At 39.9% G+C, this 16,367-nt stretch carries 14 protein-coding genes; 12 read left to right on the top strand and 2 right to left on the bottom strand.

The genetic code is table 11. The features are described 5' to 3' along the window. From KH364_RS01875 to KH364_RS01855, 5 genes are all read left to right on the top strand, one after another. Positions 1–255 (top strand): hypothetical protein, encoded by a 255-nt coding sequence (locus tag KH364_RS01875; protein WP_005385224.1) that lies wholly within the window; start codon positions 1–3, stop codon positions 253–255. A 9-nt stretch (positions 256–264) separates the two neighbouring features. Then, entirely contained in the window at positions 265–2,853 is a 2,589-nt protein-coding gene (locus KH364_RS01870) for a 3'-5' exonuclease (RefSeq protein WP_273298236.1), read from the top strand. Next, a complete protein-coding gene (locus tag KH364_RS01865) occupies positions 2,853–3,857 on the top strand; it encodes an RluA family pseudouridine synthase (protein ID WP_273298234.1) in 1,005 nt (334 codons plus the stop codon). The genes KH364_RS01870 and KH364_RS01865 overlap by 1 nt, the downstream gene beginning before the upstream one ends. A 311-nt stretch (positions 3,858–4,168) precedes the next feature. Then, entirely contained in the window at positions 4,169–5,293 is a 1,125-nt protein-coding gene (locus KH364_RS01860) for a cation diffusion facilitator family transporter (protein WP_273298232.1), read from the top strand. A 262-nt stretch (positions 5,294–5,555) separates the two neighbouring features. Next, entirely contained in the window at positions 5,556–6,128 is a 573-nt protein-coding gene (locus KH364_RS01855) for an immunity protein YezG family protein (RefSeq protein ID WP_273298230.1), read from the top strand. A gap of 78 nt (positions 6,129–6,206) precedes the next feature. Here the strand turns inward: KH364_RS01855 and KH364_RS01850 are convergent, their stop codons facing one another. Further along, positions 6,207–7,649, bottom strand: coding sequence for an amino acid permease (locus KH364_RS01850; protein ID WP_273298228.1), 1,443 nt, complete (start codon positions 7,647–7,649; stop codon positions 6,207–6,209). Positions 7,650–7,936: 287 nt separating this feature from the next. Here KH364_RS01850 and KH364_RS01845 point away from each other — a divergent pair, with 287 nt between their 5' ends. From KH364_RS01845 to KH364_RS01830, 4 genes are all read left to right on the top strand, one after another. Next, the gene (locus KH364_RS01845) at positions 7,937–8,449 is read left to right on the top strand and encodes a pyridoxamine 5'-phosphate oxidase family protein (protein ID WP_265137897.1); all 513 of its coding nucleotides are present in this window, start codon (positions 7,937–7,939) and stop codon (positions 8,447–8,449) included. 222 nt (positions 8,450–8,671) lie between these two features. Next, positions 8,672–9,433 carry a hypothetical protein gene (locus KH364_RS01840; RefSeq protein ID WP_273298225.1) on the top strand — a complete coding sequence of 254 codons (762 nt, stop codon included), beginning with the start codon at positions 8,672–8,674 and terminating at the stop codon, positions 9,431–9,433. A gap of 90 nt (positions 9,434–9,523) precedes the next feature. After that, positions 9,524–10,192, top strand: a complete 669-nt coding sequence (locus tag KH364_RS01835; RefSeq protein ID WP_273298224.1) for a hypothetical protein — start codon at positions 9,524–9,526, stop codon at positions 10,190–10,192. A gap of 63 nt (positions 10,193–10,255) precedes the next feature. Then, on the top strand, positions 10,256–11,569 hold the full coding sequence (locus tag KH364_RS01830) for a hypothetical protein (RefSeq protein ID WP_273298222.1): 1,314 nt from the start codon (positions 10,256–10,258) through the stop codon (positions 11,567–11,569). A 255-nt stretch (positions 11,570–11,824) separates the two neighbouring features. On the opposite strand, the gene KH364_RS01825 is transcribed toward KH364_RS01830, so the two are convergent. Next, complete coding sequence (locus KH364_RS01825) at positions 11,825–13,192, bottom strand: NCS2 family permease (protein WP_009352228.1); 1,368 nt, start codon at positions 13,190–13,192, stop codon at positions 11,825–11,827. Between the two features lie 145 nt (positions 13,193–13,337). Here KH364_RS01825 and KH364_RS01820 point away from each other — a divergent pair, with 145 nt between their 5' ends. From KH364_RS01820 to aroD, 3 genes are all read left to right on the top strand, one after another. Then, positions 13,338–13,757 (top strand): Rrf2 family transcriptional regulator, encoded by a 420-nt coding sequence (locus KH364_RS01820; RefSeq protein WP_265137892.1) that lies wholly within the window; start codon positions 13,338–13,340, stop codon positions 13,755–13,757. Between the two features lie 243 nt (positions 13,758–14,000). Further along, positions 14,001–15,233, top strand: a complete 1,233-nt coding sequence (locus KH364_RS01815; RefSeq protein WP_273298218.1) for an MFS transporter — start codon at positions 14,001–14,003, stop codon at positions 15,231–15,233. Between the two features lie 326 nt (positions 15,234–15,559). Beyond that, positions 15,560–16,354, top strand: coding sequence for a type I 3-dehydroquinate dehydratase (gene aroD, locus KH364_RS01810; RefSeq protein ID WP_273298215.1), 795 nt, complete (start codon positions 15,560–15,562; stop codon positions 16,352–16,354). Positions 16,355–16,367 lie beyond the last annotated feature (13 nt).

Genomic DNA, 16,367 nt, shown 5'->3' with positions numbered 1-16,367 from the left:
ATGGGAGCTTTATTAGCATCACCGATTATATCGGCGGTTGTATCCGTTGCTGTAGCCTACATTGCTTTCAAAGTAGCATTTTTCACCATTAAACGAGTGGCAATGAATGCAGTAACTGGTATTTTGACGTATTTAGTATGCGTTCATATCCTCAATATTCCTATGGATATTGGTTTGGGCGTATGGGCTTTAACAGCAATTCTAGGCCCTATTCCAATGCTCATTGCAGCCGGATGGTACGGCTTTTTAAAATAGGAGGACCTCATGCTTATCAATCGTGAACAACAACGCGTTATTGATGAAGTTGAACAGAATATCCTCTTGTTAGCGTCCGCTGGGACGGGAAAAACGAATACACTTGCTTATCGAGTGGCTCACCTCATCGAGGGCGGCTATGCGAAGGCGGAGAATATCTTGTGCATGACCTTTACGAACAAGGCGGCAAAGGAGATGAAAGACCGCATTCAATCGCTCGTAGGCAGTCCTGCAAAGGCTGTGGAGGTTAGTACATTCCACAGCTTTTGCTTTTTCGTACTTCAACAAGAGGGTAAGCGCAATGAAACCTTGTATACGGATGTAACGATCTTTGATGAAGAGGATTGCAAGGAATTGTCTGAACCGTATCGTCCAGGTAAGTTGCGAGAAATGTCCTTTGCCAACATCATCGGTATGGTAAAAGAATATCGTTCCTTATATGGCTTTTATTCTGATGATCTCGTAGGCGATTATAAACGGACTATTGATCGTTTGCAAAAGGAACAGCGTCCTGCTATTGAGCAACAGTTCTCTAGTTTTGGGAATGTTCTTTATAGTGAACTCCATGACTTCTTGAACCATGGTCACGAATGGATTGCCGCCTATGATGAAAGCTTAGCCTCCGTACATGGCCTAGATTTTACGGATCTTATTTGTGGTGTTCATCGTCTATTTCAAGACCCTGTCGTTCGGGAGCGTTGGCGCAGTCGTTACAGCTATATTTCTGTAGATGAAATGCAAGATACGGGCGTACTAGAGTACAAGGTATTAGAAATGCTTTGGGAAGGTAATCACGTCCTATTATGTGGTGATTATTTCCAAACCATATACGAATGGCGTGGGTCTGATCCATTCCGTTTGCTCAAGCAGTTTGATGCGGACTTTAAGCCTTTAAAAATCATTTTTTACGAAAATTACCGCTCTAATTGGACGCTCTTTACGATGGCGTTTAAAACATTGCAGAATATGTTCCCTGATCTTGTAGGCTCTATCTATACTGAATTGCCTCGCGCCAATAGTGAAAGAAAGGGTAAGCCTGTTCTCATAAAAGGCTGTAAAAATAGCTATCTTGAGGGCAGATATATCTATGAAGCTATCTGCGCCTTGCCAAAGGATGCCAATATTGGCGTTTTAGTACGGGATAATAAAAAGGCGCAACGACTGAGCGACTCTTTTGAACGCCTCAACAATGAAAAACCTGAAGACGAACGTCGTCATTTTATGATCATTGATGAGTTTAAATTCTTTAGACGTCAAGAAATTAAAGACGTTATGGCTTACTTTAAACTGCTTATGAACCCGAATGACTCCGTCAGCGCTAAGCGCATTATAAAACGCTATGTTGCTGGTATCGGTGACGCGCGTATAGCCGCTATTGAAAGCCCTGAGACGCGGCAAGTGGGCTTAAAATTGACGGACTTTATGGATATGCCTATCTTTGAAGCCGAGCCTTATGCGAAGCTCGTCAGTGGTTTAGAAAATCATGAGGTTGTGGTGTATGATGTAGAAAGTACAGGCACCGATACGTCTCAGGATCGTATCATTCAAATTGCGGCCATCCGCATCGATGAAAATGGGCAGGTCCTAGAAACCTTTGAACGCTTTATCAACCCAGGCGTACCTGTGGGACAATCCGAAGAGGTACACGGCTTTTCCGATGCGTATTTACAAGAACACGGCGAAGAACCAGCCATAGTGCTACAAGCCTTTAAGGAATTCTCCAAGAATGCTATTATCGTAGGCCACAATGTAAACTACGATGTGACCATCTTTACTAATGAATTGGCACGCCATAATTTAGGTAATCCAGAATTCAAGGCTATCTACGATACACTCGATATTTACCGTCGTTTCTATCCTAATTTGCCAAATCATAAACTGGGCTTCCTAGCATCAGAGTTTCCTATCAATCATGAGCCTACGCACAATGCGATGGACGATATCTTGGCCACTGCACAGCTTTTAATTTATGCAGTGAAAGAAAATATCGTGCCTACAACGACTGGTCGTATGGTGGCAATCAATAAGTATAAGGCTGCTTTCACCAATATTGCGTCCCAAATGGCGACGTTGCGTAGAAAGGCCTATACGGAATTGCCAACGAAGTTATTGGCGTACATTATGAATCAAATGGGGGTTCTAGAATACTATAAATCCCATGGGGAAGCGGCAAAGGTAGAGCATATACGGGATCTATATCGCATTATGGAAAAACTTGATGCTACCTATGAGGGCCCGGCTGGGTTAGCTCGATTAAATCAAATCTTGCAGATGGCGGCCCTTACCGCAGGTGAGCCAGCTCAACAGGTACGAAATGAAGATCGCATTCCTATCATTACCATTCACCAAGCAAAGGGGAGCGAGTTTGACCATGTATTCCTAGCAGGCCTCAACGAAGGTACCTTCCCAAGCCCGTTTGCCATTGCAGAAGGGCGTGAAGACGAAGAAAAGCGCTTGTTCTATGTGGCCATAACGCGCCCTAAGCAAGAGTTGACTATTACCTTTGAACAAACAAATATACGTGGCCGAGCGGTTCAACCAAGCCCGCTACTGAACTATATGCCACGAGACAATGAGCTCGTAGAAAGGAGATACTAATGGCGAGAAAAACACATCGTCCCGATGATATTTTGTGGACCGTAACCGCTGCAGATATAGACGCTGCACGTAGTGAAAAACAGGATGTTACATTAGGTGAAGTATTAGATTCAAAATATCCTCGTAAGTCTTTAGTAAAGTTATTTGAGGAAAAACTAATCCACATCAACGGCCATAAAGCAACGCCAAAGGATGTTATCTCCGAAGGTGACGAGATTTGGATTGCCATGGCGAAGGAAAAAATAGATCACGAACCAATTGAAATGAATCTACATATCTTATATGAAGATGATGATCTCCTCATTGTGGATAAGCCGGCTGGTGTGACAGTAAATTCTAAAGACCAAGTATCCCTTGCCAATGGTGTGGCGTATTACTTTAAAGAACATGGTATTAAGCGGAAGGTACGTTTCTTGAATCGCTTAGATAGAGATACAACGGGCTGTATTGTGATAGCTAAAAGTGGATTAGCCCAAAGTCTTTATCAACAGCAAATGGATGATAATACCTTTGAAAAGTGGTATATGGCTACTGTGGAAGGCATCATAGAAGCTGATGAGGATTCCTTGGTATTATCTATGGAACGCAGTGTTGATGGGATTCATTACGAAGTAAATCCTAAGGGAAAAGAGACTCGTACAGATTATTCCGTCCTATGTAGACATCAATCACAGCCTGTGGATAAGTCTGTGAATAAGTCCAAAAATTCTGTGGATATAGCATCAAAAAATGTGGATATAGAACTACCAGATGTGGATAAAAGTGATCAAAATGTGGACAAATCTGTGTATAACTCCCAAGAATGTGGATATACAGAGGTTTTAGTTCGTTTGTACACAGGAAAAACACATCAAATTCGTGTGGCTTTCAGCCATATAGGTCACCCTCTTGTAGGGGATACCTTATATGGCGCACAGCCAACGGGGCAGCCGTTCCAATTGCGTGCTCAAAAGGTTGTATTTACACACATGCGCACAGGCGAGCGTATTACGGTTACCGCATAATTACCTCTAATTACTTCAATAGTTATCACTAGGTAAGTATTAAAAAGTGCGTAATATATAGTACATATTAATAATTAGATAGTAGTTTATTAACAATAGATCTACACTATAGATTGTGAAGTCACAATACATCAAATGTTCTAATTGAGAAATGAGAATTATTGATAACTTAGTAAAATCAATGATTTTATAGAAATTTTTCAAAAAATATAATGACAAATGATAATCGATAAGCTATAATAGAAATGTAAATAAATCGATAGGCTTCGATTTATAGCTTAGTGAATTGAATATAAGAGGTGTAGTTCAATATGATTTTGCAAGATAATAGTGCAGCACGTAATCGGGGGATTACGCTTGCTAGTATAAAAGGTATTATAGGTAACGTCGTTCTAGTTATCTTTAAAATGATTGTAGGCCTTGCGTCTAACTCTATCGCCATCATCCTTGATGCGGTAAACAACTTAACAGATGTTTTGTCCTCTGTATTGACCATCGTTGGTACAAAATTAGCAGCTAAGGGTGCCGATAAGGAGCATCCATTTGGTCACGGTCGTATAGAGTATATGACTACGATGGCCATTGCTTTCATCATTCTTGGTGCAGGCATTGGATCCCTCAAGGAATCTATTGAAAAAATTCTTCACCCTGAGGTATCTACCTTTGATATTCCAAGCTTGGCGATTATCGCCGTTGCTATTGTGGTGAAAGTAGTGATGGGCCGTTATATTAAGGCACAAGGTGAGAAATACAAATCTGATGCCCTTGTAGCATCTGGTATAGATGCGCTCTTTGATGCGGTGATCACCTTTGCTACATTAGTATCTGCAGCGTTAGTATTCTTCTTTGACTTTGATATTCAAGGTTATGTAGGTGCGGCTATCTCTGTTTTAATTTTGAAGGCTGCTTATGACATTTTAAAAGAAATGTATAATCACTTGCTTGGCGTTCGTGCAGATGATAACTTAGTTCGTGAAATTAAAGAAACTATCGCTCAACATCCAAATGTGGGTGGTGTATATGATTTAGTATTAAATAGCTACGGTCCTGGTGAAACAATTGGATCCGTTCATATTACAGTGCCAGATACGATGACTATGGCAGATATTCATCCACTAACAAAAAGTATCGCCGTTCATCTTTATAAAAAATTTGGTATTGCTATGACCGTTGGCGTATATGCTGAAAACCAACCAAGTTTAGAAGTGCTTGAAGTAAGACAAGCTCTCGACCAAGTTGTAAGTCTATATACACATGTAGTACAAGTACATGCGTTCTACGTACAAGAAGAAAAGAAAGTTATTTACTATGATATTATCTTTGACTTTGACGAAGAAGATCCGCAGGGTACATTAGAAAAAATTAAAGCAGAAATGCAAAAACGCTGCCCTGAATATACACAATTTGCTATTGTGGATACAGACTTTAGTAACTAATAGTATAAAATAAAGGCTTCAATCCATCATCGACAGAATACGTTTTGTCGAGCATTGGTTGAAGCCTTTTCTTTTATTAGATTAGAGATTTAGTTATACTATACATAAGCGAGGTGACTCTATATTGCGATGGAATCAAATAATCAAGAGTACTAGTTTTGAAAAGAAGAATGACTTGATATAAAGTGATATAATACATATAATGTAATTTGTTGTATAAAATATAATTTGTTTTAGTGTAACCTGACTAAGGAGAGATATAATGAAAAAAATTGCTCTTACAACGTTAGCTGTAATGGCAGCTGTTGGTGTATTGGCAGTTCAGCCTGCAGATGCAAAAAAGGTACAACAAGACCCAGTGGTATCACCTATCGAAATGCCTATGAATGATGAAATTCAACAGGTAAACGGTGTATCCAAAGCCACTAATAAAGAAACACAACGTTTGTCTAATAAATTAGCAGACGCTACTAAAGCTATGGTTAAAAAGAACTGGAAAACTATTTATGTTAAAGCAGTGCCTACGGGAGATAAGGCAGCTGTACGTTTCTATTATGTAGATACTAGAGGCCAAGTACATAATGGTCAAGTGATTAGAAATACAGGTTTATCTAAAGGTAAATACATGACTGGTTCTTTGCGTCAAGCTGAAGCTTTACAAGAACTAGTTAACCATTTAGAGCGTACTGGTCAAGAGGTGCCGTCCTCTATCGATATCATCATTACGCAAGGTGGATATCGCAGCAAAACAATCTTTAACTACGATGAAGATACAAGTAATCTTCCAGCGTATCAACAACAATATGAACAACAAAACTTCCCTACTATGAAGTAAAATAAGAGCCCGTGCTATGCACGGGCTCTTTGTTAAGTTACGTAGACATCTTTTATTAACTTATGTAATCGCCTTTTACTAGATTACGTAGTCATCGGAGTCGTCTTTTTTCGGTTTTTTGTAAATTTCTTTTACGCCAGCCATCTCGATAAGTTCTTCTCCAAGAGCATCTTCATCGTCCGTGTTAAGCATGGAGTAGAAGGCCCAAAGGATAACGAACCAAATTGGTGTGAACAAGAGGGCGATTCGCGTATCTTCGTTTAGCGCTAGAATAGCTAGAACGAAAACGAAGAAGCCGAGAATTACATAATTCATTACTGGGTATAGTGGCATTTTGAATTTAGATTGTGCCGCTAACTCAGGATTTTTCTTGCGATATTTAAGGTGACAAATAACCATCATGGCCCAAATAAAGATGAAGCAGAAGGTAGAGATAGATGTAATCATAACGAATACTGCTTCAGGCATTACGTAGTTAAGTACAACTGTAATCAATAATACGGCTGCAGAGAAAATCGTTGCTTGGTACGGTACGCTGCTATGCGTTAAGCGACGCATTGAGCTAGGTGCGTGACCGCGTTTAGCAAGGGCATAAATCATACGGCCTGTACTAAAGATACCAGAGTTTGTAGCAGACGCAGCAGAGGTGAGTACCACGAAGTTTACAATGCCTGCAGCAGCTGCGATACCAACAGCGGTAAATACGGCTACAAATGGGCTAGCAGATGGGTTAACGGCCGTCCAAGGATAAATACTCATGATGATAGCCAAGGAGCCCACATAGAATAAAATAATACGCAATGGAATGTTGTTGATGGCCATAGGAATAACCTTTTCAGGATCTTCCGTTTCGCCTGCTGTCAGACCTACGAGTTCGATACCTGTAAAAGCAAATACAACCATTTGGAATGATAAGATAAAGCCCATCGTTCCATTTGGGAACCATCCTCCATAGTTCCACATATTACTAAAGGCGGCGACACCCGCATCAGTAGTAAAGCCCGTGAAAATCATGATGATGCCGATAATAATGAGGGAGATAATGGCAATTACCTTAATCAAGGCAAACCAAAACTCCATTTCGCCGAAATATCTTACAGCTGTTAAATTCATTAATAGCAAGGCGACAAGGACAATCAAGGCTGGTATCCACTGTGGCAGCCACGGTATCCAGTACTGCATATAGAGGCCTACGGCCGTCAAGTCTGCCATGGCTAGTGAAAGCCAACAGAACCAGTATGTCCATCCTGTGATAAAGGCAGCTCGATCACCTAAATAATCCTCCACGAAGTCGATAAAGGAGTGGTGATTCAAGTTGGATAATAACAGTTCGCCTAATGCTCTCATGATGAAGAAGCAGATAATACCTGTAATAAGGTAGGCGAAAATAATGGATGGACCGGCCAAGTGAATGGCACGACCGGAGCCTAAGAATAAGCCTGTACCAATGGCACCGCCAATGGCGAGCAATTGTACGTGCCGGTTCTTAAGACCCCGTTTTAACTGATGCGTATCAGACATAGTAAAGACCTCTTTTCTACAAACTATCTACAAATATAAAAAAGCCATGGATACCCATAGCCTTTATAATCTATAGAATATATAAAACTATTTTCTTATAATACAGTATCTATTGCAAAAAGTCAAATGTATTTATACAGTGGACATATAGGAAAAATAGTATTATTAATATACGAATAAAAGAGAAATTATTCATATTTTTAAGAGAATACTTAGCCTTAAAAGGTTTCTAAAATTTGCTATAATAATACATAGATTATATTTTACGTAAAACGGTGGAGGCTATTATGAGACGACAAGATCGCATGGTTACCAATATAGATGAAATTAAAGGTATTTTAAGTAGCACTCGTATCATTCATCTAGGTCTGATGGATGGTGATTACCCTTACGTGGTGCCCTTACATTTTGGATATGAATTTATAGATGAGGTACTTTATATCTATGTACATGGCCATTATGAGGGGAAGAAGTTTAGTTTGATTCAAGCGAATCCACATGTATTTATTGAAATTGATGGTAGCGATGAAGCCCTCGTTTCAGGTGGAGATATACCATGTAAATATAGCTCGGTATACTCTAGTGTGATGGGTCGTGGAGAGGCTACCTATTTAGAGGCTATTGATGAAAAGTCTCATGGCTTACAAGTATTGATGAAACATCAGACAGGTCGTGAGTTTACTTTTACAGAAGCCATGGTAAACTCTGTAGGCGTAGTTCGAATTAAAGTTGTTGATTATTCGGCTAAAAGACGAAGACAACTTGAACAAGATGCTATTATGCCGCCATTAACTAAATAATGATACAACAATCCTATTGAACTCTATTATGATATAGCGTTCAGTAGGATTTTTTTGCAAAAAATATAATATAGCTCTCTTATTAGGAGAACTTACTTACAGGATAGATTTTATAAAGGTTTTATGAAGTAGCACGAGCAACAGAATAATAATGGGATTTCTGATATATATAAAGAAATATATCATTATATAAAGCGTATAATCGCTTAATGAGGAGAGAATATGAAAAAATTAATATGTAAATCCATTTTAGCTGCTATAGCTGTTGGTTTAGTATCTATAAGCTATGTATCCGCAGATACTGTTGATCAGTCTGTATCGATTAATAATTCTGAGGCCGCAGCTAAGTCTAAAAATGTTACGCCAAACATGAATAATGCTTCTCTAATTATACAAATACCAAGAATGCAATTAGTAGGCTGGCCTATAATGACTCAAGACAGTGCTCGTAACTTTAAGGGGATAGCAGAGGTTACTCAGAAATTACCGTATGAGGCTGAGGCACCTAGTTATATACCTTTTGGATATCAGCTTTATACAGCACGTCTTGATCGAAATGATGTGCTAGAGGTTGTATATTACAAAAGAAATGCACCTATCTATCAGGCTGGGGAAAAATTTATTACTAATGCTATGGCCTATCGAATGGGCTATTCCGTGGATACCGTAAGAGATACAGCGTATATTCCTGCAGAGTATAAGGACTATGAGTGGTCTGAGCAAGGTGAATCTGGCAAGGTGTATTATACAGGTAAGCCAGGAGTACAATTGATCCGTAGCATTACGTGGACGGAAGGTGGAATGGCGTACTCCTTATTCTTCTTAGAACCTGTGAAAGCAGTTGATGCTGAATTCTATAAGGAACATGTGGTACCTGTAAAAAATATAGATAGCTCACGTCATGAATTATTAGGAAACTATCCGGTTACGAAGATTTCAGACAAAACAATTGATGAATATAATAAAGAACGAATGATTCCTTAGCGGATAAACTGATGTTATACAAATTGTATCTAGAACAATATATTGTGTAATAGCGGTAGAATTTGTAATCGCTTGTAAAGAGGAAAAAATATGAGAAAAACAATGTATAAGTCGGTTTTAGCTGTTATTGCTGCTGGGTTATTATCTGTAGGAATGGCCACAGCAGAAACGCTAGATACTCCTGATACTACAGATCAGGCTGGATCCACTAAAACGCTTAAGCTCGGACATAACTTTAAAAATGTTGAGCCTAGAATGGATACCCTACAGTGGCACTTTCATGATTGGCCTATAGAGAATACACAAAAGGCTCATACTTTTAAGGGACAACTAAAAGAGGCAGTTCAGAAGCTTCCATATGAGGTTGAGGCACCTAGCTATATCCCTTATGGTTATGAAATCTATACAGTGCGGCAAGACAAAAATGATGTATTAGAGGTTGTATATTTTATAAAAAATTCCCAAACATATCGAGTTGGGAAGAGAAACTCTGGTAGTATTTTTGTTTATAGAATGGGCTATTCAGTGGAAGATGTAAAAGATGTACCGTATGTTCCTGCTGAGTATAAGGACTTTGAATGGTCTGAACAAGGTGAATCTGGCGAAGTCTTTTACACCGGGGATCCAGCAGCACAACTAATTCGCAGCATTACGTGGACAAAAGACGGTATGGCATATTCCTTACTGTTCCTAGAATCTGTAAAATCAGTTGATGCTGAATTCTATAAGGAACATGTGGCGCCTGTAAAAAATAGATAGCTCATGTAGCAATTTATTTGGAATAAAGCGAAAATGTGTGTAACCGCTCAAAGAGGAGAGAATATGAAGAAACTAATAACATCTGCTGTTTTATGTGCCGCGATGGCTACTGCAGTAAGCACCTTTGGCGTACAGCCAGTTAGTGCTACATACCCGTTAATAGATAAAAATGGTAATACCGTTCCTGTTGAACGAGATATAGATAATAAAGAGCTCATCGATGATAATAAAAAACTCGCTGATCGTTATCGTTGGTATGATCAAGTTGATGATTATGATTTAGTTAAAACTAATATTGAGAGTACCGCGCAGGAATTTGGCTATCCTATACAAGTTCCGTCTTATATGCCTAAAGATTATGCAGTACGTGATGTAAAGGCCAAGGACCATGACGTATTAGAAATCGTTTATACAGAAACGGGCCGTGATGGAGAATTTGGTCCGAAATTAACCTTCTCTAATACAGATATTGTATATCGCATGGGTTGGGCTATCGATACAGTGGTAACGCCTATATTAGAAAAGACAAATTACAACGCTAAGGATGCAGTTAGCTTTACTACCCCTAATGGAATTTCTGTATATACGTTAGGTTCTAGAAAAGACTCTATTCAAATTGCTTACTGGGAAAAAGATAACAAAGTGTATATGCTCTACTTTGCTTCTTCAAGAAACCAAAGCTTTGTAAGCAAAATTGTAGACTCTGTAGGTCCTGTGAGTAACGTAGCCGTTGATGATACTCGACTACGTGGTGACCGCAATGATGAGCAACATATTGAAGAACCTGTTAAACAAAAGGTTGAAATAGATTGGCCTCCTTATGAAACGATTGGGTTGCCATTGCGTACACATACGAATTCTGTGTGGCCTATACTTACCAGCAAAACCATCGGTCTACCTAGCGGTGTAATTAATGCATCTCATAAGGTGTCCTATGACGTATCTGTACCAAGTTATTTACCGCTTGGCTATACATACTATGCTACACATTTTTATGACAATGATGTATTAGAAACTGTATATTGGAAGCAAGGTAAAGAGTATCAAGAACGCAGTGGCCGTTGGGTAACTCATACGATGGTCTTCCGCATGAGCTACTCTATGGATACTGTACGGCCTGAAGAATATATCCCAATGGAGTATCATGACGTACATTGGAGCGACTCTACTCCAATAGGGGAGGTTCACTATACAGGGGATGTAGATAAGGGCTTAGTACGCAGTGTTACGTGGTACAAGGATAATATGGCGTATTTCTTGTTCTTCCAAGTGCCTGTAAAAGCATCTGAAGCAGATTTTTATAGAGATCATGTAGTGCCGTTAAAAGATATCGATCCAAGTCGTACAGACTTAATTGGTGTAAAAACGACTCGTTAATGGTAAACCGTAATAAGAATGTATAGTACGATTTTTGCTATCATAGAGCATTAGCATTTAGCAAAATCAGTACATAATAAGAAGAACCTATCTCCTAGATATTTACTAATATCTTCGGAGATAGGTTCTCTTAGTATATGTAATTTACATATATTATGCTTTTGGCATTTTAAATATATTTTGTTCTTAGCGTATTAGTGATGATAACAACCGAATGTTAGCTTTCACAATAGCTTAATTATGAGCATACGTTAATTAGAAGAATACGTAACGGATGATAACGAGTACCGCCAATACGTACATAATCCAGTTAACCTCTTTGGCACGACCAGAAATGATCTTGAGTAGAGGGTATGCAACGAGACCTGCAGAGATACCGTTAGCGATGCTATATGTGAAAGGCATCAAAACGATAACAAGGTATGCGGGGAAGCCTTCTGTCCAATCATCGAAGTCGATATTTCTGATAGCACCTAACATGAGGGCACCAACGATGATAAGAACAGGTGATGTTGCTGCATTTGGCACCAAGGATACGATAGGAGCCAAGAACAAGCAAATTAAGAATAATACGCCTGTTGTGACCGCCGTTAAGCCTGTACGGCCACCAGCACCTACACCTGCTGCACTTTCAACAAAGGCAGTAATCGTAGAAGTACCGAGCAATGCGCCAGCACTAACGCCGATAGCATCGACAGTCATCGCTTTACCAAGACCTGGGAATTTACCAGATTTAGGATCTGCAATTTTCGCCTCTGTAGCAGTACCAATCAAAGTACCCATGGAGTCGAACAATTCTACGAAGGTGAAGGAGAAGATAATCGTGATTAAGCCCATGTGGAGCGCACCAGGAATATCTAATTGAAGGAATGCTGCTTTAGAGAAATCAGGCACTGCCAATACAGTGAAGTTCTCAGGCATTGTGGAAAGGCCAGTAGCGTAGGAAAGAATTGTTGTTACTGCCACACCAATCAAGAGAGAACCTTGAATTTTACGAGCCATCAATAGAGCTGTAAAGATGAGGCTGAATAGTGCTAACAATGTTTCGCCACTGTGCAAATTACCAAGCGTTAAGAGCGATTCGGACGCAGGGGGCACTAAATTACCGTGCGTTTGCACAACTTGACCTAAGGAGTTTGGAGACAAACTAATGGAGATAGCCATCAAGCCGGATAACTTTAAGCCGATGATAGCGATGAAGAGGCCGATACCAACGGTAATGGCAACCTTCATAGAGGCGGGGATGCCTTCAACAATCATTTGTCGTATCGATGTAAGTGTTAATACGAGGAATACGAGACCTGAAATGAATACCGCACCCAATGCCGTTTGCCAAGTTACGCCCATGCCGAGAACTACGGTAAAGGAATAAAAGGCTAAGAGACCAACCCCAGGAGCGAGAGCAATTGGATAGTTAACGAATAACCCCATGGAAATCGTTACGAGCCCAGCGCCTAAAGCTGTTGCGATGAGGACTGCATCTTTATCCATGCCTGCAAGACTAAGAATGTTTGGCGCCAAGAATAGGATGTACGCCATCGTGATAAACGTAGTAATACCAGCTAAAATTTCGGTTTTAACAGTTGTACCGCGTTCACTGAGTTGAAATAGTTTATCTAACATTAGATAACATCCTCCCATATGAAATTAAAAAAATACCCAAATAAAATATTTCGATATATGTATAGTGTATCATATTTCCCACCATTTTTTGTATGAATTTGTGATATACTATAAATATATTATGAAATGACTTAGAGGTTAACTTATGAAAATATCTACAAAAGGGCGTTATGCCTTACGGATATTGGCGGATATTGCAGAATATGGTGTAGAAAAAAATGTACCAATTCGTGAGATTGCAGAACGCCAAGGATTTTCCGATAAATACTTAGAGGGGATTGTATCTCGTCTATCCTCAGCAGGCCTCGTTAAAAGTGGCCGTGGCAAATACGGTGGATATCGCTTGGTAAAAGCTCCATCTGAATACAATGTATATGAAATTTTATATGCTGCAGAGGACTCTATTGCTCTCGTATCTTGTTTAGAAGATGATGTAGAACCATGTCCTATGTTTAACGATTGCTTGACTGCTCCGTTGTGGCAGTATTTGCAAGATGAATTCCGTCATGTAATGGAACGCGTTTCCTTGCAAGACGTAATGGATCACAAATTCCCAACGGAATAAATGATAGTCTAATCTAGAGGTTTCAGTATAAGCACTAGTATTATTAGTATTAGTACTAGTTAGTACCTATTAATATGGCTATCTGTTAGGTAATATATGGAAAGAGTCGCGTTTCGTATGCGGCTCTTCTTTATATCTGTATTAATTTTTGAGTAAATAAGATCAGTTACTTGATGAGCTTGATACCTTTGATGAGCTAAACAAGCTATATAAGCTATACGATTATATGGGGAGGAGGTCAATATGAGTACAACTGAATATAATGCTCGAGGTGGCATGCGCAATGTATGGATTATTACGGCTAGTATGACTGTGCTTGCTATATGCTACACCATGATTATTCCTTTCTTACCAATCTATCTATTGGAATTAGGTGTACCAAAGGATGATGTAGCCCTTTGGTCTGGCCTTGTCTTTGGTATTACCTTCCTCATTGCCGGTATTATGGCGCCCATATGGGGTAAAATTGCGGATAATAAGGGCAAGAAACGGATGGCCTTACGAGCTGGTTTTGCTATTGCCGTTTCCTATGTTCTTATTGGCATGGTTAGTAATGAGTATGAACTATTGCTAGGCCGTGCCTTTGTGGGCTTTGCCAATGGGTTTTATCCTGCAGCTATGACCATGGTGTCCCTCAGCGTCGATGAGAAACAGGTAGGCCGCGCTCTTGGTATTTTCCAAACGGGCTTAATTTTAGGCAATGTGGTTGGTCCATTTTTAGGTGGTGCCATTGAAAGTATCGTAGGCATGCGTCCTGTATTTTATGTGTCTGGTGTTGCTGTACTTATCGCTACCTTAGCGGTATTATTCTTTGTAAAAGAACCAAAATTACATACTGTAGGTGCTGATGAAAAAGAGCAAGCTACTCACCCTATAAAATCTACATCCTTGCGTGAGGACTTTAAAGCAGTCCAACAACAGCCTGTATTAGTACGGCTATTGTGGATTTTCTTCTTTATGCAATGTGCCATTATGATGCTACAGCCTATTTTGGCGCTTTATGTAGGGGATATGCAAGGCACAATGGAGGGGGCTGCGATTATTTCTGGTACCATCCTCAGTATCGGTGGACTAGCAGGTTCCTTGACGACTAACTTATGGGTGCGCCTTGGTGAGCGTCGTGGCTACTTTAGAACGATTTCCTATTGTATGCTTGGTAGTGGTGTCGTTCTCTTACTCCAAAGCTTGCCAGTAGGAATTTGGTGGTTTGGCGTCCTACAAGTACTGATAGGCTCTTGTATCGTAGGTATCAACCCATCCTTGAGTGCTGCTGTCACACTGAATACAGATCCAAGCTTTAGGGGGCGCATGTTTGGTATGACAACGACGGCGCAACAATTTGGGTCTATGGTAGGCCCTGTATTTGCAAGTATAGTATCCACCTACATTGGCATATCCTATGTATTTAGCATTACAGGCTTGCTATTACTCTATATGGGATTCCAAGCTCGGAAAATGTCTGTACAACATGATTAATATATTTTGACGGTGATTTGAAAGATACCTTGCCAATTGCGTTAGCAGTTGATGATAAGGTATCTTTTTTTTATAATAAATCTCGGTTTATGAAAGCTGAATAATATGACTGATTTATATAACGCCTAAAGAGTAGGATATAATTAAAAATGATGTTAATCGTTAATCTAAGAATACTGTTTTAGTGCATAATAACAGGCTTTCATACGTTTTTTGTGAATAGCAATCCAATATAGGCTGATTGATTGCTTTTACAAAAATATTGGTATATAGTTAAGTTTAAGGTAAGTCATTTGTCTCACCGTGTGGGACGGAAAGGAGTTATTATGGTCCGTATCGGTCATACTGTACTCGGTGATAAGGGTACAAAAATATGCGTGCCTATTGTGGGCACAACCATGAAAGAAATTTTAGATGCTACTGCGGTTGCATGTAATACGCCGTGTCACGTTGTGGAGCTGCGCATTGACTATTACGAGCGGGCCCACTCCATTGACTCTATTATTGAACTGTTAATGCTCATTAAGCCTCAGTTGAAAGGCCGTGCCTTGCTATTTACATGGCGCACAAAAGGTGAGGGCGGTGAGAAGTCTATTTCTACCAAAGATTATTTCACAATGCTAGAGCGTCTTATTCCGACTGGATTAGTAGATGCTATCGATATTGAGTTATTCTTCGATCAAGATAGAATGCTTAAAACGATAGAGTTTGCCAAGGTGCATGGTGTAACGATAGTTATGAGTAATCATGATTTCCATGGTACACCAAGCCACGAGGTTATTGTAAATCGTCTCATTCAAATGAAAAAATTCTTGGCGGATGTACCAAAGATGGCTGTTATGCCTCATACAACAGGGGATGTATTAACCCTCCTTGAGGCAACGGCTGAAGTTAAAGCCTTGTATCCATCTGACCCAATCATCACGATGGCCATGGGACCATTGGGGGCTGTTACACGCGCAGCAGGTGCATTATTTGGTAATGCTATGACCTTTGCCTCCGCTGGCAAAGCGTCGGCACCGGGTCAAATCGATGTGCATGAACTAAAGCGCATCCTCGATACCCTCGACATAGATGGCGTCTTCAATGAACAACAACATAAACGCATAAAAGTGCATTAAAAAAAGTCGGCGA

It is taken from the genome of Veillonella sp. oral taxon 158 (genome assembly GCF_018376515.1).
Taxonomy (GTDB): domain Bacteria; phylum Bacillota; class Negativicutes; order Veillonellales; family Veillonellaceae; genus Veillonella; species Veillonella rogosae.
Note: the sequence above shows the minus strand (reverse complement) of the source record. Positions and strands in the feature narration are given on the sequence as shown.

What these genes read in the sequence shown, in the direction of transcription:
- KH364_RS01860 (WP_273298232.1), top strand. Translation starts at nt 4,169, where the DNA reads ATGATTTTGCAAGATAATAGTGCAGCACGTAATCGGGGGATTACGCTT.
- KH364_RS01855 (WP_273298230.1), top strand. Translation starts at nt 5,556, where the DNA reads ATGAAAAAAATTGCTCTTACAACGTTAGCTGTAATGGCAGCTGTTGGT.
- KH364_RS01815 (WP_273298218.1), top strand. Translation starts at nt 14,001, where the DNA reads ATGAGTACAACTGAATATAATGCTCGAGGTGGCATGCGCAATGTATGG.
- KH364_RS01865 (WP_273298234.1), top strand. Translation starts at nt 2,853, where the DNA reads ATGGCGAGAAAAACACATCGTCCCGATGATATTTTGTGGACCGTAACC.
- KH364_RS01850 (WP_273298228.1), bottom strand. Translation starts at nt 7,649, where the DNA reads ATGTCTGATACGCATCAGTTAAAACGGGGTCTTAAGAACCGGCACGTA.
- KH364_RS01840 (WP_273298225.1), top strand. Translation starts at nt 8,672, where the DNA reads ATGAAAAAATTAATATGTAAATCCATTTTAGCTGCTATAGCTGTTGGT.
- KH364_RS01845 (WP_265137897.1), top strand. Translation starts at nt 7,937, where the DNA reads ATGAGACGACAAGATCGCATGGTTACCAATATAGATGAAATTAAAGGT.
- KH364_RS01875 (WP_005385224.1), top strand. Translation starts at nt 1, where the DNA reads ATGGGAGCTTTATTAGCATCACCGATTATATCGGCGGTTGTATCCGTT.
- KH364_RS01835 (WP_273298224.1), top strand. Translation starts at nt 9,524, where the DNA reads ATGAGAAAAACAATGTATAAGTCGGTTTTAGCTGTTATTGCTGCTGGG.
- KH364_RS01820 (WP_265137892.1), top strand. Translation starts at nt 13,338, where the DNA reads ATGAAAATATCTACAAAAGGGCGTTATGCCTTACGGATATTGGCGGAT.
- KH364_RS01825 (WP_009352228.1), bottom strand. Translation starts at nt 13,192, where the DNA reads ATGTTAGATAAACTATTTCAACTCAGTGAACGCGGTACAACTGTTAAA.
- aroD (WP_273298215.1), top strand. Translation starts at nt 15,560, where the DNA reads ATGGTCCGTATCGGTCATACTGTACTCGGTGATAAGGGTACAAAAATA.
- KH364_RS01830 (WP_273298222.1), top strand. Translation starts at nt 10,256, where the DNA reads ATGAAGAAACTAATAACATCTGCTGTTTTATGTGCCGCGATGGCTACT.
- KH364_RS01870 (WP_273298236.1), top strand. Translation starts at nt 265, where the DNA reads ATGCTTATCAATCGTGAACAACAACGCGTTATTGATGAAGTTGAACAG.